This is a genomic window from Pseudomonas sp. R9.37 (assembly GCF_963878885.1).
Classification (GTDB): Bacteria; Pseudomonadota; Gammaproteobacteria; order Pseudomonadales; family Pseudomonadaceae; genus Aquipseudomonas.
Genome location: NZ_CAWNZA010000011.1, coordinates 152,820 through 172,367, shown reverse-complemented (window position 1 = coordinate 172,367; position 19,548 = coordinate 152,820). Strand labels below are relative to the sequence as shown.

Here is a 19,548-nt window from a genome sequence, read left to right as displayed (position 1 = left end):
GTACATCCTTTGTAATGCGGTCGAGTGTGGCAGCGGGCTTGCTCGCGAAGGCGGTCTAAGCCGCGCGGGTGTCCTTGATCAGGTGCGCCGCCAGCGTGCGCAACGGCCCCAGCTGCCGGCAGATCAACGCCAATTGTGTCTGCACCAACCGCTGCCCCTCATCGATCTCATCCGGCATCTGCTCCAGGTCCGCCGCCAGGGCTTCTTCGGCGTCGCTTTGAATCGCGATCGGCTGCTTGTTGGCCAGCCCCGTGGCGATCTCGTCGATACTCGCTGCCAGGCTGTTGCCGGCGCCGTCGATCAAGTGCTCACGCACTTCGGCCGGCAGCTGGGTTTCCCGGTGTGCGCCCAGCCCCGACAGGTAGCTGAGCAAGGTGTGCGACAGCACCAAAAAGCGGAAGCCTACGTCAGCTTCTTTGCGAAAGTGCCCAGGCTCCATCAGCATGTTTGCCAGCGTGGTGGACAGCGCCGCATCGGCGTTGTGCGCGTTGCGCCGGGCCAGGCGGTAGGCCAGGTCGTCGCTCTTGCCGGCGGCGTATTGCTGCATGATCTGGCGCAGGTAGATGCTGTTGCAGGTCAGGGTGTTGGCCAGCACCTTGTTCAGGCGCCGGCCTTGCCAGTCCGGCAGGAACAGGAACACCGCCAGGCCCGCGATCAGGCTGCCAATCAGCGTATCGAACAGCCGTGGCAGGAACAGCCCGTAGCCATCACCCACCTGGTTGAAGCAGAACAACACCATCAAGGTGATCGCCGCCGTGGCCAGGGTGTAGCGGGTGGTGCGGTTGATAAAGAACACCAGGCCGGCGGCGATGGCGAACAGCGATTGCACCAGCGGGCTTGGGAACAGGTCGAACAGGGCCCAGGCCACGGTCAGGCCGATGGCCGTGCCGATGATCCGTTGGCCGAGTTTGCGCCGGGTGGCGCCGTAGTTGGGCTGGCACACGAACAGGGTGGTGAGGATGATCCAATAACCCTGAGAGGCGTGAATCGCATGCAGGGTGCCGTAGCCAATGGTCAGCGCCAGGGCCAGGCGCAAGGCATGGCGAAACAGCAGCGAGGTCGGCGTCAGTTGCGTGCGCAGGCGCGTCCACATTTCCTTGAGGTTGCGTGGCGCACGGTCCAGCAGGTTGCTGTCGGTGGCGTCCGCGAGGGCGTCGGGGTTGCTGGCGTCGCCGAGCAGGCGGTCAAGCGTCGACAGGTTGGCTGCCAGGGCGCGCAACGAGCGCAGCAGGCCGCGCCAGGCAGGGTTGCTCTGAATGCGCAGGTGTTCCAGCGAGGCATTCAGGTCGCCCAGCGCTTCGGCAAAGCTGTCGTCATAAATGAATGGCTGGCGCAGCTGGATCGACTCGCCCAGGGTTTCGCAGGCTTTGCCCTGCTGGCGCAACAGGCGCTGACAGCGGAACAGCACGTCGCTGTGGAAAAAGGCGTCGGCCAGGGCGTTGTACGGGTAGTGCGAGGAGCTGGCGCGTTCGTGGATGTCCTGGGCGAGGAAGTACAGCTTCAAGTAGCGGCTGACCTTCGAGCCGGGCCGACCATTGCCCACGCGGTGCAGGATGATTTCCTTCGCCGCATTCAGCGCAGCTACAACGCGCCCGTTTTGCTGGGCGAGTTCCAGGCGGCGCGCCTCTACATCCAGCTGGCGGATCGGTTCGAACAGCGACGATTTGAGCTTGAGATAACGCCCCAGTTCGCGAAACAACCGCGCCAGGCTTTGCTGCACCGGCTGGTTGGAAAACAGTGCCTGCCACAGCACCGAGAGCACGCCATACCACGCGGCACCCGCCACCAGCAGCAACGGTTCGTGCCAGAAATCAGAGACGGCGCCCCCGCGCTGGTCCACACCAATCATGGTGTACACCGACAGAATCAGCGTCGCCGAAGCAATCGCGCCATAGCGTTCGCCCAGCGCACCCAGCATGGTCAGGCAGAAACTGGCCAGGGCCAGGGCGATCGCGAAAATCCACGGGTAAGGGAACAGCAGCTCCACCGACAGCGCGGCGATGCTGAAACACACCAGCGTCACCGCCAGAGCGTTGAGGCGGCCTTGCCAGCTGTCATCGGTCTCGGCCAGGGCGCTGGCGATAATCCCCAGGAACAGCGGGATCAGCAACGTCATTTCGTCCTGATACCAGCACAGCGCCATGCTGCCGGTGAGGGCGATGAACACCCGTACGCTGTAACTGAATTTATCCAGCGCCCACAGGCGCCGCATGGACTGCTTGAACGAGGTCGATGACATGAAGGCTGGAGTCTTCCGGGACGATGCCGCTAAATTGAGCTATCAAGGACGTCACGGCAAGCGTGGCGATCACATCAATTGCGCAAAATAACTTCTACGCCCGCCACAAAACAAATGTGGGAGCTGGCTTGCCTGCGATAGCGATGGTAAATCCAACGCCGCTATCGCAGGCAAGCCAGCTCCCACAGGGTTTTGCATTTCAAGGTTTAAGCGGCGTCAGGCGTATTGCGCGGCGGCGTAGCCCGACGCCCAGGCCCACTGGAAGTTGAACCCGCCCAGGTGACCGGTCACATCCAGCACTTCGCCGATGAAGTAGAGCCCAGGGCTTTTCAGCGATTCCATGGTCTTGGACGACACCTCCCGCGTGTCAACTCCACCCAGCGTGACCTCGGCCGTGCGATAGCCTTCAGTGCCCGCCGGCACCAGTTGCCAGCTCGACAGCTTTTGCGCGATGTCAGCGATTTCGGCGTGGGTGTACTGCTTCATCGGTTTGGACGCAAACCAGGTGTCGGCCAGCAGGTTGGCCATCTTCTTGGTAAAGATCTCACCCAGCAGGGTTTTCAACTCGCTGTTGGGGCGCTCGACCTGTTGCTGTTGCAGCCAGGCGTGGGCGTCGTGGTCGGGCAGCAGGTTGATTTCGACCGTGTCGCCGGTTTCCCAGTACGAGGAAATCTGCAAGATCGCCGGCCCGCTCAGGCCGCGGTGAGTAAACAGGATGTTCTCGCGAAAGCTCTGGTCGTTGCAGCTGACCAGGCAGTCCACCGAGGTGCCGGACAGCTCGCCGCACAAGTCCTTGAGCTGGTCGGTGATGGTAAACGGCACCAACCCTGCGCGGGTCGGCAGCAGTTCATGGCCGAACTGCTTGGCTACCTGATAACCGAACCCGGTAGCGCCCAAGGTCGGAATCGACAGGCCGCCCGTGGCGATTACCAGGGATTCGCAGCGCAACTCACCCAGGGTGGTTTGCAACTGATAACCGGCCTCCAGCTTGGCAATTTCCTGAACCGACGTGTCCAGGTGCATGCTCACGCCGGCTTGTATGCATTCATCGAGCAGCATGCCGAGAATGTCGCTGGACTTGTTATCGCAGAACAACTGGCCGAGCTTCTTCTCGTGGTACGGCACGCCATGCTTGGCCACCAGCCCGATAAAATCCCACTGGGTGTAGCGGGCCAGCGCAGACTTGCAGAAGTGCGCGTTGTGCGAGAGGAAGTTGGCCGGCTCGGTGTACATGTTGGTGAAATTGCAGCGGCCACCGCCGGACATCAGGATCTTTTTGCCGGCCTTGTTCGCGTGGTCGATCAACATCACCTTGCGCCCACGCCCGGCGGCGGTCAGCGCGCACATCAAGCCTGCGGCGCCGGCGCCAATGATCACAACTTCGGTCGAGCGCACAGCAATGTCCTCACAAAAAAATTGATCTGAAATGCAATCAAATGTGGGAGCTGGCTTGCCTGCGATGCATCAACTCGGTCGATCTGTCAGACCGAGTCGCCTGCATCGCGGGCAAGCCCGGCTCCCACATTGATTCGGTTCCTACATCAGGAACGCGGCGTTTTTACAGGATGCGCACGCGCAACGAACGGCCTTTGATTTTGCCGTCGTTCAAACGCTGCAGCGCCTGCTTGGCGATCCCGCGCTCCACGGCCACAAAGGCCTGGAAGTCAAAGATCGCGATTTTGCCGACCTGGGCACCCGGAATACCGGCTTCACCCGTCAATGCGCCGAGAATGTCACCTGGGCGAACCTTGTCTTTACGGCCAGCGGCGATGCACAGGGTGCTCATCTGCGGCAGCAACGGGCCGCCGCTTTGTGGCTTGAGGTTGTCCAGCTGGTCCCAGTTCAGCGGCGACTTCTGCAGTTGCTCGATGGCCTGGGCGCGATGCGCTTCGGACGGCGCCACCAGGCTGATGGCGATGCCGGTTTCGCCCGCGCGGCCGGTACGGCCTACACGGTGAATGTGGATTTCCGAGTCGCGGGCCAGTTCGACGTTGATCACCATGTCCAGCGAGTCAATGTCCAGGCCGCGCGCGGCCACGTCGGTGGCGACCAGCACCGAGGTGCTGCGGTTGGCGAACATCGCCAGTACCTGGTCACGGTCGCGCTGTTCCAGGTCGCCATGCAGGCCGACGGCGGAAATGCCTTTGGACGTCAGGTGATCCACGGTTTCCTGCACTTGCTGCTTGGTAAAGCAGAACGCCACGCACGAGGCCGGGCGGAAATGCGCCAGCACCTTGGTCACGGCGTCCATGCGCTCTTCCGGCGAGATCTCGTAGAAGCGCTGTTCGATCTGGTCGTCGGAGTGGAACGCTTCGGCCTTCACTTGCTGCGGCGCGCGCATGAACTTGGACGCCAGCTGCTTGATGCTCACCGGGTAGGTGGCCGAGAACAGCAGGGTCTGGCGGCGCGCCGGGGTCTTGCTGATGATGTCTTCGATGGCGTCGTAGAAGCCCATGTCGAGCATGCGGTCAGCTTCGTCGAGAATCAGTGTGTTCAAACCGTCCAGCACCAGCGAACCCTTGCGCAGGTGCTGCTGGATGCGGCCCGGTGTGCCGACGATGACGTGGGCGCCGTGTTCCAGCGAGGCAATCTGCGGTCCGAGGGACACGCCGCCGCACAGGGTCAGCACCTTGATGTTGTCTTCGGCGCGCGCCAGGCGACGGATTTCCTTGGCGACCTGGTCGGCCAGCTCACGCGTCGGGCACATCACCAGCGCCTGGCAGCCGAAGTAGCGCGGGTTGATCGGGTTCAACAGGCCGATGCCGAAGGCGGCGGTTTTGCCGCTGCCGGTCTTGGCCTGGGCAATCAGGTCCAGCCCCTTGAGGATCACCGGCAAGCTTTGCGCCTGGATCTGCGTCATCTCGACATAACCCAGCGAGTCGAGGTTAGCCAGCATGGCGGCGGAGAGCGGCAAAGTATTAAAAGCGGTGGCGATGGTAGTCACGGGACTGGCTCTGCAAAACAAAATGTCGCGCAGTGTAGCAGCCCGCCGGGGGTTTTCTCGCAAGTTCTAGACGAGGGGAGGCGGGCAGCGGCAGGTTAAGCGCTGCAAGCCGCAGGCTTGAGGCTTACAGCTTGACGCTTGCGGTTGCTTCTAATGCTCAATGTCGTGCTCACGGCTGACCACGCGTTTGCCGTCTTTTGGCGACAATTGCAGGAAGATCGCCGCCGCCAGCATCGCCATGATGCCCACGGTGACGAAGGTCAATTGGAACGCGCCGAGCACGGTGTCGACCCCATCGTTGCCCACTTCAGCGGTGAAACCACCCAGCAGCGCACCGGCGCACGCCACCCCAAGGCTCAGGGACAACTGCGCCACCACCGATAGCAAACTGTTGCCGCTGCTGGCCTGGGCGTCGTCGAGGTCGATCAGGGTGACGGTGTTCATTGCGGTGAACTGCAAGGAGTTGATCGCACCCAGCACCGCCAGCATTACCAGTAGAAGCGGATAGGGCGTCTGCTCGCTGACCAGGCCCATGCTCGCCAGCATGATGCCCAGCGCCAGGGTGTTGCCGGTCAGCACCACGCGGTAGCCCAGGCGCTCGATCAGCGGCCGGGCGATGGATTTGGCAAACATAGCCGCCGCCGCCAGGGGCAGCATGCTCATCCCGGCTTCGGACGGCGAGTAACCGAGCGCCACCTGCAACAGCAGCGGTACCAGAAACGGCAATGCGCCACTGCCCAGGCGGGCGAACAGGTTGCCGAGTATGCCCACGGCAAAGGTGCGCGTTTTGAACAGCACCGGCGAGAACAGCGGGTTGTCGATATACCCGGCGCGCAGCCAATACGCCGCCAGGCACGCCAGGCCGCCGAACAGCAGCAACATCACGCGCAAATGCGGCAAATGCAATTCGCCCAGGCCTTCCATGGCGATGGTGATCAGCACCATCGCCGCGCCAAACAGCACGAACCCCACGCTGTCGAAACGCGTGCGCTCGCTGCCGCGCAAGTCGGGGATGAGTTTCCACACGGCGTAGCATCCGATCATGCCCACCGGCAGGTTGATCAGGAAGATCCAGTGCCAGGTCAGGTATTGCACCATCCAGCCGCCCATGGTCGGGCCGAGCAATGGGCCGAGCAGGCCGGGAATGGTAATGAAGCCCATGATCCGCACCAGTTCGGAGCGCGGATAAGCGCGTAAGACGACCAGTCGCCCCACCGGCAGCATCAGTGCGCCGCCCAAGCCCTGGATGACCCGCGCGCCCACCAGCATGGTCAAGCTGCTGGACAGGGCACACAGCAGCGAGCCAATGCTGAACAGCATGATCGCGCCAAAGAAGATTTTTTTGGTGCCGAAGCGGTCGGCCACCCAGCCCGAGGCCGGGATCAGCAAGGCGACGGTGAGCATGTAAGCAATCACCACGCCTTGCATGCGCAGCGGGTTTTCCGCGAGGTCCCGGGCCATGGCCGGCAGTGCGGTGTTGAGAATCGTCCCATCCAGCGACTGCATGAAGAAGGCAATCGCCACCACCCAGGGGAGCCAGCGGGCGGTCTTGGCGTCGAGAGGGGCGCGATTGGGCATGAGCTACCTTTTTGTTAGCAGGCTATGTGTCGGCGATTATGCGCCATCCGTCGCTCCTTTTCCCACTGGCGGTTCGTCTAAATCTGACAGTGTCGCGTGCTCTCCGACGAGGTAATCCAGCAGCGCACGGTGCACCGCCAGCGCAGCCTCGCGGGATTCAAGGTCGAGCAAGTGGCCGGTGTGTTCGGCGACGGCGAACGTGCTGCGGCCCACATACTGTTTGAACAGCCGGGCCTCCACTGCCGGGGTGTACTCATCCAGCGCGCCGTTGATGAAATGCACCGGTGTTTCGATCTGCGTGAGCGCCGGCAAGTAGTTGCCATCGCCCAGCCCCAACACCTGGTGGATATGAAAGCGCGCCTGGCGGTACTCGGTGGTAGCCATGTTCGACAGGTGCCGGTGGTTATTGCGCTTGAGCCTGGGTGACAGGTATTTGCCGACCGTCTCGTTGAGCAGGTGACCGACGGCGGACTTGTCATCCGCTTCGATCAACACGCGCACGCGCTCCACATAGTCGAGCATGGCCTGGTTGAGGTTGGGCGCCAGGGCCATCACCACCGAGCTTTCGATAGAGGGCGGGTTGTGCGCCAGGGTCAGCAGCGTGGAGATGCCGCCCCAGGAGGCCGACACCAGGTGGCTGACCTGGAAACGTTCCACCAGGGCACGCAGGATTTGGACTTCGTCGTCCTTGGTGACCAGGTCAAGGTTGCTGTTGTGCTCGCGCGAAAGGCCGGAGAACGGCAGATCGAACAGCAGCACATTGAAGTGTTCCGCCAGGCATTTGCTGGTGCGGGCGAAGGAGCGGGTGGTGGACAGTGCCCCATTGACCATCAGGACGGTTTTCTTTTCCGAATCGTTACCGAGCTGCTCAACGTGAACGTTGTAGTGTTTGAACAGCCCTTCTATGACAAAACTTCCATGGTCCATGTCAACGCTCCAGCTTGCCCAATCCAGGCAAGGTCATGCATCACGTGCGCACACGTGGGGTTAGTGGCGGGGTGCCACTAACCGTTATAACGAGGTTTTTTACGGGCGACAACCGGCCGTGTTCGCGGGCGGCGAAGAAGGGAAATGACAGTAGGAGAGGATGGAAAAGTGATGTATGAAATCAGCGAGATCCCCTGTGGGAGCGGGCTTGCTCGCGAATACGGAGTGTCAGTTAACAGATAGGTCGACTGATACACCGTATTCGCGAGCAAGCCCGCTCCCACAGGGGTGGTGGTGTTTACAGGGTGAGAGTCAGGCGTTTGACCAACGCGCCTGGCAACAAGTTGGACGCGGTATTGCGCTGGCTATACGTACTGGCCGACAACAGCAACTCCCGCTCAGCCGTCAGCGCTTCCAGCTGTGAACCGAGCAACTGATAGACGCTGTCATCAAAACGCATGGTGCTGACCGGCGCCTTGATCTCGCCGTCTTCCACCCAGAAGGTGGCAAAGCGCGTCATGCCGGTCAGGCGGGCGGCCGGCAGGTCGGAGTAGTTCAAGTACCACAGGTTGCTGATGTACAGCCCGGTGCCCAACTGCTTGAGGATATCGGCCTGGGCGAGGCTGCCCGCCGCCATCTGCAAGGCGCTGGGCGACTCGTCGCTGCTGGCGCCGTTGGTGCTCAGGCCGTATTCGGCGGCGCTGCGCGAGTTGATCAACTGGCCCTCGGCTTTGCCCGCGTTGATCAGCGTGACGTCCCCGCGCGGGTAGCCTTCGGTGGAGAACGCCTGGCTCAGCGAGCCGCTGATCTGCTCATCGACTTTTACCAACGGGCTCAACGACTGCTCACCGGCATACAGCTTTTGCAACGAGCTGGCTTTGCTGGCGATGGCCTGAGCGGAAAACCCGCCCCAGGTGATGATGCTGATGATTTCTTCCAGCGCTGCCGGCGCCAGGTAGGCGCGGTACTGCCCAGGGGCGAGCTGGTGCAGCGGGCGCCCAAGAAACGCCAGTTGCTCGCGCGCCTGCTGGAAGCGTGCGGCGAATTCGGCGCTGTTCCAGGTGTGCCCGGCGTAGCTGGCTTTGACCGCTTCGCCATTGGCGTGGAACAGGCTGAAATCGAAGTTGAAACTGTTGGCCTGATGCCAGCCGAACGCGCCGTCGGAACTGGCGAACCCACGGCTGATCGGGCCAGCAGCGTAAAAGCCGACCAGGTCCACACCTTCTGCGGCCTGGCTGATGTCTTCCAACACCTGGGCCAGTTCGGGCAGCGGTCGTAACTGCTCGTTATGGCTTTGCCAGGCGTTGTGGTTCAGCAGCAGGTACGGGTCCTGTGGCAGCAAAGGCAAGGTTTCGCGCAGCTGTTGCAGGCCATCGGCGAGGCGCTGGCGGTCCAGTTCCGGCTCACCGGCCAGGGTAACGCCGAGGTCGGCGTGGCGGCCGTCGTTGATCAGCTTGAGGTTGAGGCTGGCCTGTTGCACCTGGCCGGCCTGGCGCACCTGGGCGTGGTTGAAGCGTACGAACTCGGATGATTCGTCTGCGTAGCCGAGGTGAAACTGTTCCTTGTCGGTGATGGCCTGCTTGAGCCAGTTCACCAGTGCCTTGAAGTTGTTCATCAGGCATCTCCCCCAAATACGTCGACATCACTGAACACACACGCCGGTGACGCGTGACCCACGCGAATCACTTGGTTGGGCTCGCCTTTGCCGCAATTCGGCGTGCCCAACACCTTGAAGGTGCTGGCGTCGCCGACGGCGCTGAGCTTGCGCCAGAACTGCGCGGAAATCGCACGGTAGTTGGGGTTCTTCACCACGCCTTTAAGCTCGCCGTTTTCGATCAGTTGGCCCCACTCGCAGCCGAACTGGAATTTATTGCGCGCATCATCAATGGACCATGAGCGGTTGGTGCTCATCAGAATGCCGCGCTCGATGCCGCTAACGAGTTCGGCCTGGGTTTTGTCGCCGGCCTCGATGTTCAAGTTGGCCATGCGGTCGATCGGCGCGCGGTTCCAGCTGCACGCGCGGCTGTTAGCGACCCCGCCGAGCCCCGAGCGAAATTGCGACAGCGCGCCGCCCAATGGCTTGAGCAGCAGACCGTCGCGGATCAGGAACTGCTTGGTGGCGCGGGTGCCGTCGTCGTCATGGCTGTAGCTGGCGAGCTGCTCGGGGATGTCCGGGTCGAACGTGACGTTGAGCAAGGGCGAGCCGTATTGCAGGTGGCCGAAGTCACTGGCCTTCACGAAACTGGTGCCTGCGTAGTTACGCTCGTCGCCGAGGATGCGGTCCAGTTCCAGCGGGTGACCGATGGACTCGTGGATCTGCAGGATCATCTGGTCGGGCATCAGCAGCAGATCACGCGGGCCGTTTGGTGTGTTGGGCGCGAGCAGCAGTTGCAGGGCTTCGTCGGCCACTTGGCGGGCGGCGCCGGCCAGGCCGAAGCGGCGAATCACGTTCGCACTGCCTTGCTGGCCGAAGTTGGTGCCGCCCAGGGTGCGGGTCTGGCTGTCGTTGCCGTCAAACGCGGTGACGCTCAGGCCCGGGTAGACGAAACGCTGAGCCTGGCGCAGTTCGGCACCGGCGCTGTTGAGGTAGATCTGCTCCACGCGGGTGGTGCCCAGGCTGACTTCCCAACTGACCAGACGCTCGTCCTTGGGCACGCTGGCAGACTCATCGCCCAGCAATTGGTAGCAGTCGCTCAAGGATGGGAAGGGCTGGTCGAGGTCCGGTGACAGGTAGTCGGCGACGTCACTGGAGACCGTCTGCGTGTGCAGGTCGAGCAGGGCGTGGGGCAAGATCCGCCGGGCTTGCTGTTCAGCGCGCTCAAGGGCGGCTTGCAGGCCGGCAAGGGAGATATCGTTGGTGGCGGCGTAGGCTTCCACGCCGTTCAGACGCACGGTGAGCATGGCGCCCTCGTCGTGGTTCAGGTGGGGCGGCTCGGCGACGTTTTTGCGCACTGAGAGGTACTGGCCGGACTCGCGCACGTAGCGCAGGGAGAAGAAGTCGGCGGTGGTGCGCAGGGCACTGAAGTGTTTTTTGAGGGTGGTGTGGTGGTCGAACATGGGGCCTTCCTTGTGGGCGGCTCGGCGCGGGCAGGCAAATAGAGTAGGCCTGGGCTGGGAGCTGATCAAGGAAAGAGGTTTTGCAGCGTCTGGTCGGGCCCTATCGGGGGCAAGCCCCCTCCCACATTTTGACCCTGTGCACCCGATCAAGTGTGGGAGGGGGCTTGCCCCCGATAGGAGCGCCGCGGTGTATCAGTTACTGCGCGGTCGGACCCACTTCACGCATCGGCTTGCCACGCACCGGCGCATCGCCTGCGACGTAGTAGTCGGCGGTGCTGCGCGGCAGCGGCTGACGGCCACGGATCTTGTCGGCGATTTTTTCGGCGATCATGATCGTCGGCGCGTTCAGGTTACCGGTGGTGATGATCGGCATGATCGACGCATCCACAACGCGCAGACCCTGCATGCCATGCACACGGCCTTCGCCATCCACCACAGCCATCTCGTCGGTGCCCATCTTGCACGAGCAGGACGGGTGGAACGCGGTTTCAGCGTGCTCGCGGATGAACTTGTCGAGTTGCTCATCGGTTTGCACTTCAATACCCGGGCTGATTTCGCGTCCACGGTATTGGTCCAGCGCCGGCTGTTGCATGATTTCACGGGTCAGGCGGATGCCGTCACGGAATTCCTGCCAGTCCTGCTCGGTGGCCATGTAGTTGAAGAGGATGCTCGGGTAATCCCGTGGGTTCTTCGACTTCAATTGCACGCGGCCACGGCTTGGCGAACGCATGGAACCCATGTGCGCCTGGAAACCGTGCTCTTTCACACCGTTGCTGCCGTTGTAGTTAATCGCCACCGGCAGGAAGTGGTACTGGATGTTCGGCCATTCGAATTCCGGACGCGAACGGATAAAACCGCCGGCCTCGAACTGGTTGCTGGCGCCGATGCCAGTGCCGTTGAACAGCCACTCGGCACCAATGGCCGGTTGGTTGTACCAAAGCAGCGACGGGTACAGCGACACTGGCTGGGTGCAGGCATATTGCAGGTACAGCTCAAGGTGGTCCTGCAGGTTTTCGCCGACGCCTGGCAGGTCGTGAACCACCGGAATATCGAGGCTTTCGAGCAGTTTGGCCGGGCCGACGCCGGAGCGTTGCAGCAGTTGCGGCGACGCGATTGCGCCGCTGCACACCAATACTTCTTTACGCGCACGGGCTTCAACGCGCTCTTCGGCGGCGCCGATCAGGTAACGCACGCCAACCGCACGCTTGCCTTCAAACAAGACTTTGTCGGTGAGGGCGTGGGTGACGATGGTCAGGGTCGAACGCTTTTTAGCCGTGTCCAGGTAACCGCGAGCGGTGCTGGCGCGACGGCCTTTAGGCGTGACGGTACGGTCCATCGGGCCGAAGCCTTCTTGCTGGTAGCCGTTCAAGTCGTCGGTGCGCGGGTAACCGGCCTGCACGCCGGCTTCAACCATGGCGTGGAACAATGGGTTGTTGCCGGCTTTAGGCGTGGTCACGCTGACCGGGCCATCGCCACCGTGGTAGTCGTTCGCGCCGATGTCGCGGGTTTCGGCTTTACGGAAATACGGCAGGCAGTCGAGGTAAGTCCAGTTTTCCAGACCTGGCAGCTTCGACCAGTTGTCGTAGTCCATCGCGTTGCCACGGATGTAGCACATGCCGTTGATCAGCGAGGAACCGCCCAGGCCCTTGCCGCGACCGCATTCCATCCGGCGACCGTCCATGTGTGGCTCTGGATCGGTTTCGTAGGCCCAGTTGTAGCGACGGCCTTGCAGCGGGAACGCCAGCGCGGCCGGCATTTGGGTACGGAAGTCAAAACGGTAATCCGGGCCGCCGGCTTCCAGCAGCAGGACGGTGACGCCTTCGTCTTCGGTCAGACGGGTCGCCAGGGTGTTACCGGCGGAGCCGGCACCCACAATGATGTAATCGTATTCTTGGGACATAAATGCACCCTCTTTGAAGTGTGGTCAGGTCGGGCCTCATCGGGGGCAGCCCCCTCCCACAATTTGAATGGTGAATACCTTCAAATGTGGGAGGGGGCTTGCCCCCGATGGCGGCCTCAAAGGCAACACAAAGCTCGGGATTTAGAACACCGAGGCGTAGTCGCCCAGCTCAACCTGTACCGATTTGATGCGGGTGAAGTTGTTCAGCGAGCTGATGCCGTTCTCACGGCCCACACCGGATTGCTTGTAGCCACCGACCGGCATCTTGGCGTCGGATTCGCCCCAGGCGTTGATCCAGCAGATACCCGCTTCCAGCTGATGAATCACGCGGTGAGCGCGGTTCAGGTCTTTGGTCACAAGGCCTGCGGCCAGGCCGAAGTCGGTGTCGTTGGCGCGGCGGATCACTTCTTCTTCGGTCTCGTAAGTGAGGATGCTCATCACTGGGCCGAAGATTTCTTCACGGACGATGGTCATCTCGTCGGTGCAGTCGGTGAACACGGTCGGGGCCACGTAGGCGCCTTTGGCGAAGTTGCCATCGGTCAGACGGTCGCCGCCGCACAGGACGCGGGCGCCTTCTTCCTTACCTTTGGCGATGTAGCCGAGCACGCTTTCCATGTGGGCGAAGCTGACCAGCGGGCCGAAGTTGGTGTTCTCGTCTTGCGGGTCGCCAATGCGGATGCGCGCAACACGCTCAACGATCTTGGCTTCGAAGGCTGCCTGCAGGTGCTTAGGCACAAAGACACGAGTGCCGTTGGTGCAGACCTGGCCGGAGCTGTAGAAGTTGGCCATCATCGCGATGTCGGCCGCGCGATCCAGGTCGGCGTCTTCGAACACGATCAGCGGCGACTTGCCGCCCAGTTCCATGGTCACTTCTTTGAGCGAAGAGCTCGAAGCGCTGGCCATGACTTTCTTGCCGGTGTCGGTGCCGCCGGTGAACGAGACTTTCTCGATGCGCGGGTGCTCGGTCAGCCAGGTGCCGACTTCACGGCCGCTGCCGGTCAGGACGTTGAACACGCCTGCCGGCACGCCAGCTTCGGTGTAGATCTCAGCCAGTTTCAGGGTGGTCAGCGAGGTGACTTCGCTTGGCTTGAAGATCATCGCGTTACCGGCAGCCAGGGCCGGTGCGGATTTCCACAGGGCGATCTGGATCGGGTAGTTCCACGCGCCGATACCGGCGACCACGCCCAGCGGCTCGCGGCGGGTGTAGACGAACGAGGTGTCGCGCAGAGGGATCTGCTCGCCTTCGATGGCCGGCACCAGGCCTGCGTAGTATTCCAGCACGTCGGCGCCGGTGACGATGTCGACGTATTGGGTTTCGGAGAAGGCTTTACCGGTGTCCAGGGTTTCCAGCGCGGCCAGCTCATCGTTGCGCTCACGCAGGATGTCGACGGCACGGCGCAGGATGCGCGAACGCTCCATGGCGGTCATCGCGGCCCAGATTTTCTGGCCTTTTTCGGCGCTGACCACGGCACGTTCAACGTCTTCCTTGGTAGCACGTTGCACTTGGGCGAGAACTTCACCGTTAGCCGGGTTGATGGCTTCGAAGGTGGCATCGCTGCCAGCGTCGCTGTAGCCGCCGTCAATGTAGAGTTTTTGCAGTTCGAAACGGGCCATAAAGTCCTCGCAAGTGCATAAGTGGTTGGCGTTACCCGCCGCCGGTGAGCCATGGGGTTTCTGGCAACACTGAGCGGCAGACGTTCAGGGGTTGAGCGGTTATGTGTGCTCTAACTCACCTGCTTGGCCAATTGGAAATCCATGTATTCGTAAGCGATCCGTTGCGCCTGCTCCGTGTCGAAAGCGTCTCCCGACAGGGCGCCGCGCAACCACAAACCGTCGATCAAAGCCGCCAGGCCCCGGGCTGCGCTGCGTGCATCTTCCAGCGGCAGCACTCGGCGAAACTGGCAGCACAGGTTGGAATACAGACGGTGATCGTTGATCCGCTGCAGCCTGTGCAATGACGGGTGGTGCATGCTGGTTGCCCAGAAGGCCAGCCAGGTTTTCATCGCCGGGCCGTTGACTTGGCTGGCGTCGAAGTTGCCGCCGATGATCACCTGCAGGTGGGCACGGGGGCTGTCGTCTTTCAACGCTTGCCGGCGTTCGTGGACGTTCTCGATCAGCACATTCATCAAGTACCGCATCGTCGCGGCGATCAGGCCATTCTTGTCCTGAAAGTAGTGACTGATGATGCCGTTCGAGACGCCGGCCAAACGGGCGATCAGCGCAATGCTGGCATCTCCCATTCCGACCTGATCGATGGCCGTCAAAGTGGCTTCGATCAACTGCTGGCGGCGTATGGGTTGCATACCGACCTTGGGCATGTAGCACCTCTCCTTAGGCCTGCCGGTGGGCGATAAACGTCCGTCGGCTGAAGGCCAGTCTATTTTGTTTTGATTGAACGTTCAATCAACAAAGAATAAGATCTGCGACAAATGGTCGCGACCTGCAGATATTTCCTACCTGTGAGCCACTGCCTCTGACACCTGCAAAAACCCTTGAAACAGGCCGTATCAGGGCCTGGCCACTGCTTCGGCGCGGCTCAAGAATTTTCGGGGTGTCTTTATAACACCCGTCCGTCGACTGCCGAAAAATCGATGTCCCGGGATAACCGTTGCCTTGTGTTTCTCTCTCGCACTGCCTGGAGCATCTGCGCCATGAGTTCTGCCTCTCTTATAAAGACCCCGCCGGAAAAGGTCCGGGTCAACGGTTGGGTGTTCTACACCTCCACCGCGCTCATTCTGTTGTTGACCGCCATTCTGATCATCGCCCCGCAGGAGGCCGGGCGCATGCTCGGCGTAGCACAGGCGTGGCTGTCGAAAAGCTTCGGCTGGTACTACATGGTGGTCATCGCTGCCTACCTCGTGTTTGTGGTCGGCCTGGCGTTTTCGTCCTACGGCAAGTTGAAACTGGGCAGCAAGGACGACACCCCGGACTTCAGCTACGGCGCCTGGGCCGGCATGCTGTTCTCGTCCGGCATCGGCATCTCGCTGTTGTACTTTGGTGCCTCGGAGCCTTTGGACCACTACTTCAACCCGCCCGAAGGCACGGCCGCCAGCAATGGCGCGGCACGCCAGGCGTTGCAACTGACGTTCCTGCACTGGGGCCTGCACGGCTGGGCGATCTATGCCTTGGTCGGCCTGGCTGTGGCGTACTTCGCGTATCGCCACAACCAGCCGCTGGCCTTGCGTTCGGCGCTGTACCCGCTGGTGGGCGAGCGTTGGGTGAAGGGCGCGGCCGGCCACGCGGTGGACGGTTTCGGCATGTTCGTGACCCTGCTGGGCCTGGTGACCAACCTGGGGATTGGCTCGATGCAAGTGTCGTCGGGGCTTGAAAACCTGTTCGGCATGGCGCACAGCAACACCAACCTGTTGATCGTGATCATCGTGATGAGCACCGTGGCGACCATCGCTGCCGTGTCGGGTGTGGAGAACGGCATTCGCCGCCTGTCCAACCTCAACATCGTGCTGTTCAGCGGCTTGCTGATCTTTGTGCTGCTGTTCGGCCCCACCCTGCACCTGCTCAATGGCTTGGTGCAGAACACCGGCGACTACCTCAACGGTATCGTGCTGAAAACCTTCGACCTGTATGTGTACGAAGGCGACGCCGACAAGACCGAGCGCTGGATGGGCCTGTGGACGCTGTTCTACTGGGCCTGGTGGATTTCCTGGGCGCCGTTTGTGGGCATGTTCATCGCGCGTATTTCCCGTGGCCGCACCGTGCGTGAACTGGTGGCCGGCGTGCTGCTGATCCCGCTGGGCTTCACCTTGGCGTGGTTGTCGATCTTCGGTAACTCGGCGCTGGACCTGGTGCTCAACCACGGTGCCGTGGAGTTGGGCAAGACGGCGCTGGAACAACCGTCGATGGCCATCTACCAATTGCTGGAGCATTACCCGGCGTCGAAAATCGTGATCGGCGTGTCGATTTTCGTGGGCTTTGTGTTGTTCCTGACCCCGGCGGATTCCGGCGCGGTGATGATGGCCAACCTGTCGTGCAAAGGCGGCAATGTGGACGAAGATGCGCCGCACTGGCTGCGGATCTTCTGGTCGGTCGTGATCACCCTGGTGACCATCGGCCTGCTGTTTGCCGGCAACTTCGAAGCCATGCAAACCATGGTGGTGCTGGCGGGGCTGCCGTTCTCGGTGGTGCTGATTCTGTTCATGTTCGGTTTGCACAAGGCGATGCGCCAGGATGTGGCCATCGAACAGGAGCAGGCGCAATTGGCCGAACGTGGTCGTCGTGGTTTCAGCGAGCGTTTGACCGCCTTGGACCTGCAACCGAGCCAGGGCACGGTACAGCGCTTTATGGACAAACACGTTACGCCTGCGTTGGAAGAAGCGGCGAGTGTGCTGCGTGACCAAGGGCTGGAAGTGCAGACGCTGCTGGGTAAATCCAAGCGCTGCATCGGTGTGCGTATCGAGATGGAAGAGGGCAACCCGTTTGTCTATGAAGTGAGCCTGGATGCGTATTCGTCGGCACCGAGCGACTTGCCCGAAGAAGAGCGCACACGTTACTACCGGGCCGAGGTCTACCTGCACAACGGACCTCAAGAGTACGACCTGATGGGCTTTACCCAGGAACAGATCACCCGGGACGTGCTCGATCAGTTTGAAAGCCATCGGCAGCTCCTTGGCCGTGTCTATAGCTGATGGTTGAAGACGGGTGGTGTCCTCACCGACACCACTGAGTCCAAATATGTAAACAGAACTAAATGTGGGAGGGGGCTTGCCCCCGATAGCAATGTGTCAGTCAGTACTTCTGTTACTGATACACCGCAATCGGGGGCAAGCCCCCTCCCACATTGACCCAGTTTCTACATTGAGATGTGCAGTGTTTGTCAGCCCAGGTTCTTGCCCAGCAGGGCATGGTAAAGCTCGCTGTCCCCCAATATCCCGACCACCTGGTTGTTGTTATGCAACACCAGCTTGTTCCCGGTGTGATAACGAATCTGCAACGCATCGCGCATGCCGATATTGGAGTCCACCAGCGTCGGTACCCGGCCCAACCCTTCCACGGCTTGCCCCGGTGCCCAGTTCTGCAGGTTCATCACCGCTCCATTCTGGCGGGCGCCCTGGATCGTGTTGCCTTCGGCCAGGTCCAGCCAGGAATCGCCGCCCGGATCGAGGCACACCGAGCCGTTGACCCGCGTGCAGTTGTCCAGCGTGCGCATCAGGCTGCGGCCGCACAGCACGTTCAGCGGGTTGGTATGGGCGACGAAGGTGCGCACATAGTCATCCGCCGGGTTCAGCACGATCTCTTCCGGCACGCTGTACTGGATGATCTTGCCGTCCTTCATGATCGCGATGCGGCTACCCAATTTGAGCGCCTCATCGAGGTCGTGGCTCACGAACACGATGGTCTTGCTCAGCTTGCGTTGCAGCTCCAGCAGTTCATCCTGCAGGCCTTGGCGAATGAGTGGGTCGAGGGCTGAGAAGGGTTCGTCCATCAGCAGGATATCGGCGTCCATTGCCAACGCGCGGGCCAGGCCGACGCGCTGCTGCATGCCGCCGGACAGCTCGTCGGGCTTCTTGTTGCGCCATTGGGCCAGGCCCACCAGCTCGAGCTTTTCATCCACCAGCGCGCGGCGTTCTTTCTCCGGACGGCCCTGCATCTCAAGGCCGAAGCTGATGTTTTCACGCACCGTCAGCCACGGCATCAATGCGAACTTCTGGAACACCATGGCGATGCGCTTGGTGCGCATCATTTTCAGCTCGGCCGGGGTGCACGAAGCGATGTCGATCTGGCGACCTTCATGCTCCACAAACAGCTGGCCACGGCTGACGGTGTTGAGGCCGTTGATGCAACGCAGCAAGCTCGATTTGCCGGAACCGGACAGGCCCATCAGCACGCAGATCTCTCCTTTCTCAATATCCAGGCTGGCTTTTTCAACGCCGACAATCTGCCCGGTCTTTTTCAGGATTTCGTTGCGGTGCATGCCCTGGTCAAGCAGCTTGAGGGCTTCGCGCGGGTCTTTGGAGAAGATCACATCGACATTGTCGAATCGGATAATGCTCATGCATCACCCCCTACTTTGGCGTCGGGTTGTTTGCAGATGCGGTCGAGCATGATGGCCAGCAACACGATTGCCAGGCCGGCTTCAAAGCCCAGGGCGATGTCGGCGGTGTTGAGTGCGTTGACCACCGGCTTGCCGAGGCCGTCAGCGCCCACCAGGGCCGCGATCACCACCATCGACAACGACAGCATGATGCATTGGGTAATGCCGGCGGCAATGCTCGGCATGGCGTGGGGCAGTTCAATGCGTGAGAGCAACTGACGGCGCGAGCAGCCAAAGGCCTTGCCGGCGTCCATCAATTCTTGCGGCACATCGCGGATGCCCAGGTAGGTGAGGCGGATCGGCGCGGCAATCGCGAACACCACCGTGGAAATCAGCCCGGGCACCACACCCAGCCCGAAGAGGGTCAGGGTAGGGATGAGGTAGACGAAGGTCGGCACGGTCTGCATCAGATCGAGCACCGGCCGCATCAGGGTGTAGAACATCGGTTTGTGCGCGGCAACAATGCCCAGCGGCACGCCAATGACCACGCAGACCAGGGTGGCGAACAGCACCTGCGCGAGGGTTTCCATGGTTTCCTGCCAGTACCCCAGGTTCAGGATCAGCAGGAAGGAGGCGATGACAAATACCGTCAGGCCCCATTTGCGTTGAATGAAGTGAGCGAGTAGCGCAATCAGACCGATCAATGCCAGCGGATTGAACCAGGTCAGCGCAAACGTCACGCCGTGGATCATCGTTTCCAGGGTCGATGCGATTGCGTCGAAGTAGTTGGCACCGTGTTGGGTCAACCATTCGACGAAGGCAGCGATGTACTGGCCTAGTGGGATTTTATGTTCAGTCAGCATGGTAGTGAATGTCCACATGCGAAGGGGAAAACATCCCGGGCCAGCGCACCG

General features: G+C 61.5%; 13 protein-coding genes. 1 reads left to right on the top strand and 12 read right to left on the bottom strand.

What is annotated here, in order from left to right; translation table 11 throughout:
• Positions 1 to 55: 55 nt before the first annotated feature.
• The 10 genes from yccS to betI form a co-directional block, all read right to left on the bottom strand.
• The gene (yccS, locus tag AACU78_RS07415; RefSeq protein WP_106575617.1) at positions 56 to 2,239 is read right to left on the bottom strand and encodes a YccS family putative transporter; all 2,184 of its coding nucleotides are present in this window, start codon (positions 2,237 to 2,239) and stop codon (positions 56 to 58) included.
• A gap of 216 nt (positions 2,240 to 2,455) precedes the next feature.
• The gene (locus AACU78_RS07410) at positions 2,456 to 3,634 is read right to left on the bottom strand and encodes an NAD(P)/FAD-dependent oxidoreductase (protein WP_106575616.1); all 1,179 of its coding nucleotides are present in this window, start codon (positions 3,632 to 3,634) and stop codon (positions 2,456 to 2,458) included.
• A gap of 163 nt (positions 3,635 to 3,797) precedes the next feature.
• Entirely contained in the window at positions 3,798 to 5,135 is a 1,338-nt protein-coding gene (gene dbpA, locus AACU78_RS07405; RefSeq protein WP_234452441.1) for an ATP-dependent RNA helicase DbpA, read from the bottom strand.
• Between the two features lie 198 nt (positions 5,136 to 5,333).
• The gene (gene mdtD, locus AACU78_RS07400; RefSeq protein WP_106575614.1) at positions 5,334 to 6,761 is read right to left on the bottom strand and encodes a multidrug transporter subunit MdtD; all 1,428 of its coding nucleotides are present in this window, start codon (positions 6,759 to 6,761) and stop codon (positions 5,334 to 5,336) included.
• Between the two features lie 36 nt (positions 6,762 to 6,797).
• Entirely contained in the window at positions 6,798 to 7,688 is an 891-nt protein-coding gene (locus AACU78_RS07395) for an alpha/beta fold hydrolase (RefSeq protein ID WP_106575613.1), read from the bottom strand.
• Positions 7,689 to 7,986: 298 nt separating this feature from the next.
• Positions 7,987 to 9,303, bottom strand: a complete 1,317-nt coding sequence (locus AACU78_RS07390; protein ID WP_106575612.1) for a TldD/PmbA family protein — start codon at positions 9,301 to 9,303, stop codon at positions 7,987 to 7,989.
• The gene (locus AACU78_RS07385; RefSeq protein WP_106575611.1) at positions 9,303 to 10,745 is read right to left on the bottom strand and encodes a TldD/PmbA family protein; all 1,443 of its coding nucleotides are present in this window, start codon (positions 10,743 to 10,745) and stop codon (positions 9,303 to 9,305) included. The genes AACU78_RS07390 and AACU78_RS07385 overlap by 1 nt, the downstream gene beginning before the upstream one ends.
• Positions 10,746 to 10,941: 196 nt before the next feature.
• Positions 10,942 to 12,645, bottom strand: coding sequence for a choline dehydrogenase (betA, locus tag AACU78_RS07380; RefSeq protein ID WP_106575610.1), 1,704 nt, complete (start codon positions 12,643 to 12,645; stop codon positions 10,942 to 10,944).
• A 141-nt stretch (positions 12,646 to 12,786) separates the two neighbouring features.
• Entirely contained in the window at positions 12,787 to 14,259 is a 1,473-nt protein-coding gene (gene betB, locus AACU78_RS07375; protein ID WP_106575609.1) for a betaine-aldehyde dehydrogenase, read from the bottom strand.
• A gap of 110 nt (positions 14,260 to 14,369) precedes the next feature.
• Positions 14,370 to 14,963, bottom strand: coding sequence for a transcriptional regulator BetI (betI, locus tag AACU78_RS07370; RefSeq protein ID WP_106575608.1), 594 nt, complete (start codon positions 14,961 to 14,963; stop codon positions 14,370 to 14,372).
• Positions 14,964 to 15,353: 390 nt separating this feature from the next.
• Here betI and AACU78_RS07365 point away from each other — a divergent pair, with 390 nt between their 5' ends.
• Entirely contained in the window at positions 15,354 to 17,288 is a 1,935-nt protein-coding gene (locus AACU78_RS07365) for a BCCT family transporter (RefSeq protein ID WP_256586899.1), read from the top strand.
• A gap of 188 nt (positions 17,289 to 17,476) precedes the next feature.
• Here AACU78_RS07365 and choV read toward each other — a convergent pair whose 3' ends face one another.
• Both choV and choW read right to left on the bottom strand, forming a co-directional pair.
• Positions 17,477 to 18,655, bottom strand: coding sequence for a choline ABC transporter ATP-binding protein (choV, locus tag AACU78_RS07360; protein WP_106575606.1), 1,179 nt, complete (start codon positions 18,653 to 18,655; stop codon positions 17,477 to 17,479).
• Entirely contained in the window at positions 18,652 to 19,497 is an 846-nt protein-coding gene (gene choW, locus AACU78_RS07355; protein WP_076017809.1) for a choline ABC transporter permease subunit, read from the bottom strand. The genes choV and choW overlap by 4 nt, the downstream gene beginning before the upstream one ends.
• Positions 19,498 to 19,548 lie beyond the last annotated feature (51 nt).

Excerpts from the sequence above, each read along its gene's own strand:
- yccS (WP_106575617.1), bottom strand. The coding sequence starts at position 2,239 with ATGTCATCGACCTCGTTCAAGCAGTCCATGCGGCGCCTGTGGGCGCTG.
- dbpA (WP_234452441.1), bottom strand. The coding sequence starts at position 5,135 with ATGCTGGCTAACCTCGACTCGCTGGGTTATGTCGAGATGACGCAGATC.
- mdtD (WP_106575614.1), bottom strand. The coding sequence starts at position 6,761 with ATGCCCAATCGCGCCCCTCTCGACGCCAAGACCGCCCGCTGGCTCCCC.
- AACU78_RS07395 (WP_106575613.1), bottom strand. The coding sequence starts at position 7,688 with ATGGACCATGGAAGTTTTGTCATAGAAGGGCTGTTCAAACACTACAAC.
- AACU78_RS07390 (WP_106575612.1), bottom strand. The coding sequence starts at position 9,303 with ATGAACAACTTCAAGGCACTGGTGAACTGGCTCAAGCAGGCCATCACC.
- AACU78_RS07385 (WP_106575611.1), bottom strand. The coding sequence starts at position 10,745 with ATGTTCGACCACCACACCACCCTCAAAAAACACTTCAGTGCCCTGCGC.
- betA (WP_106575610.1), bottom strand. The coding sequence starts at position 12,645 with ATGTCCCAAGAATACGATTACATCATTGTGGGTGCCGGCTCCGCCGGT.
- betB (WP_106575609.1), bottom strand. The coding sequence starts at position 14,259 with ATGGCCCGTTTCGAACTGCAAAAACTCTACATTGACGGCGGCTACAGC.
- betI (WP_106575608.1), bottom strand. The coding sequence starts at position 14,963 with ATGCCCAAGGTCGGTATGCAACCCATACGCCGCCAGCAGTTGATCGAA.
- choV (WP_106575606.1), bottom strand. The coding sequence starts at position 18,655 with ATGAGCATTATCCGATTCGACAATGTCGATGTGATCTTCTCCAAAGAC.
- choW (WP_076017809.1), bottom strand. The coding sequence starts at position 19,497 with ATGCTGACTGAACATAAAATCCCACTAGGCCAGTACATCGCTGCCTTC.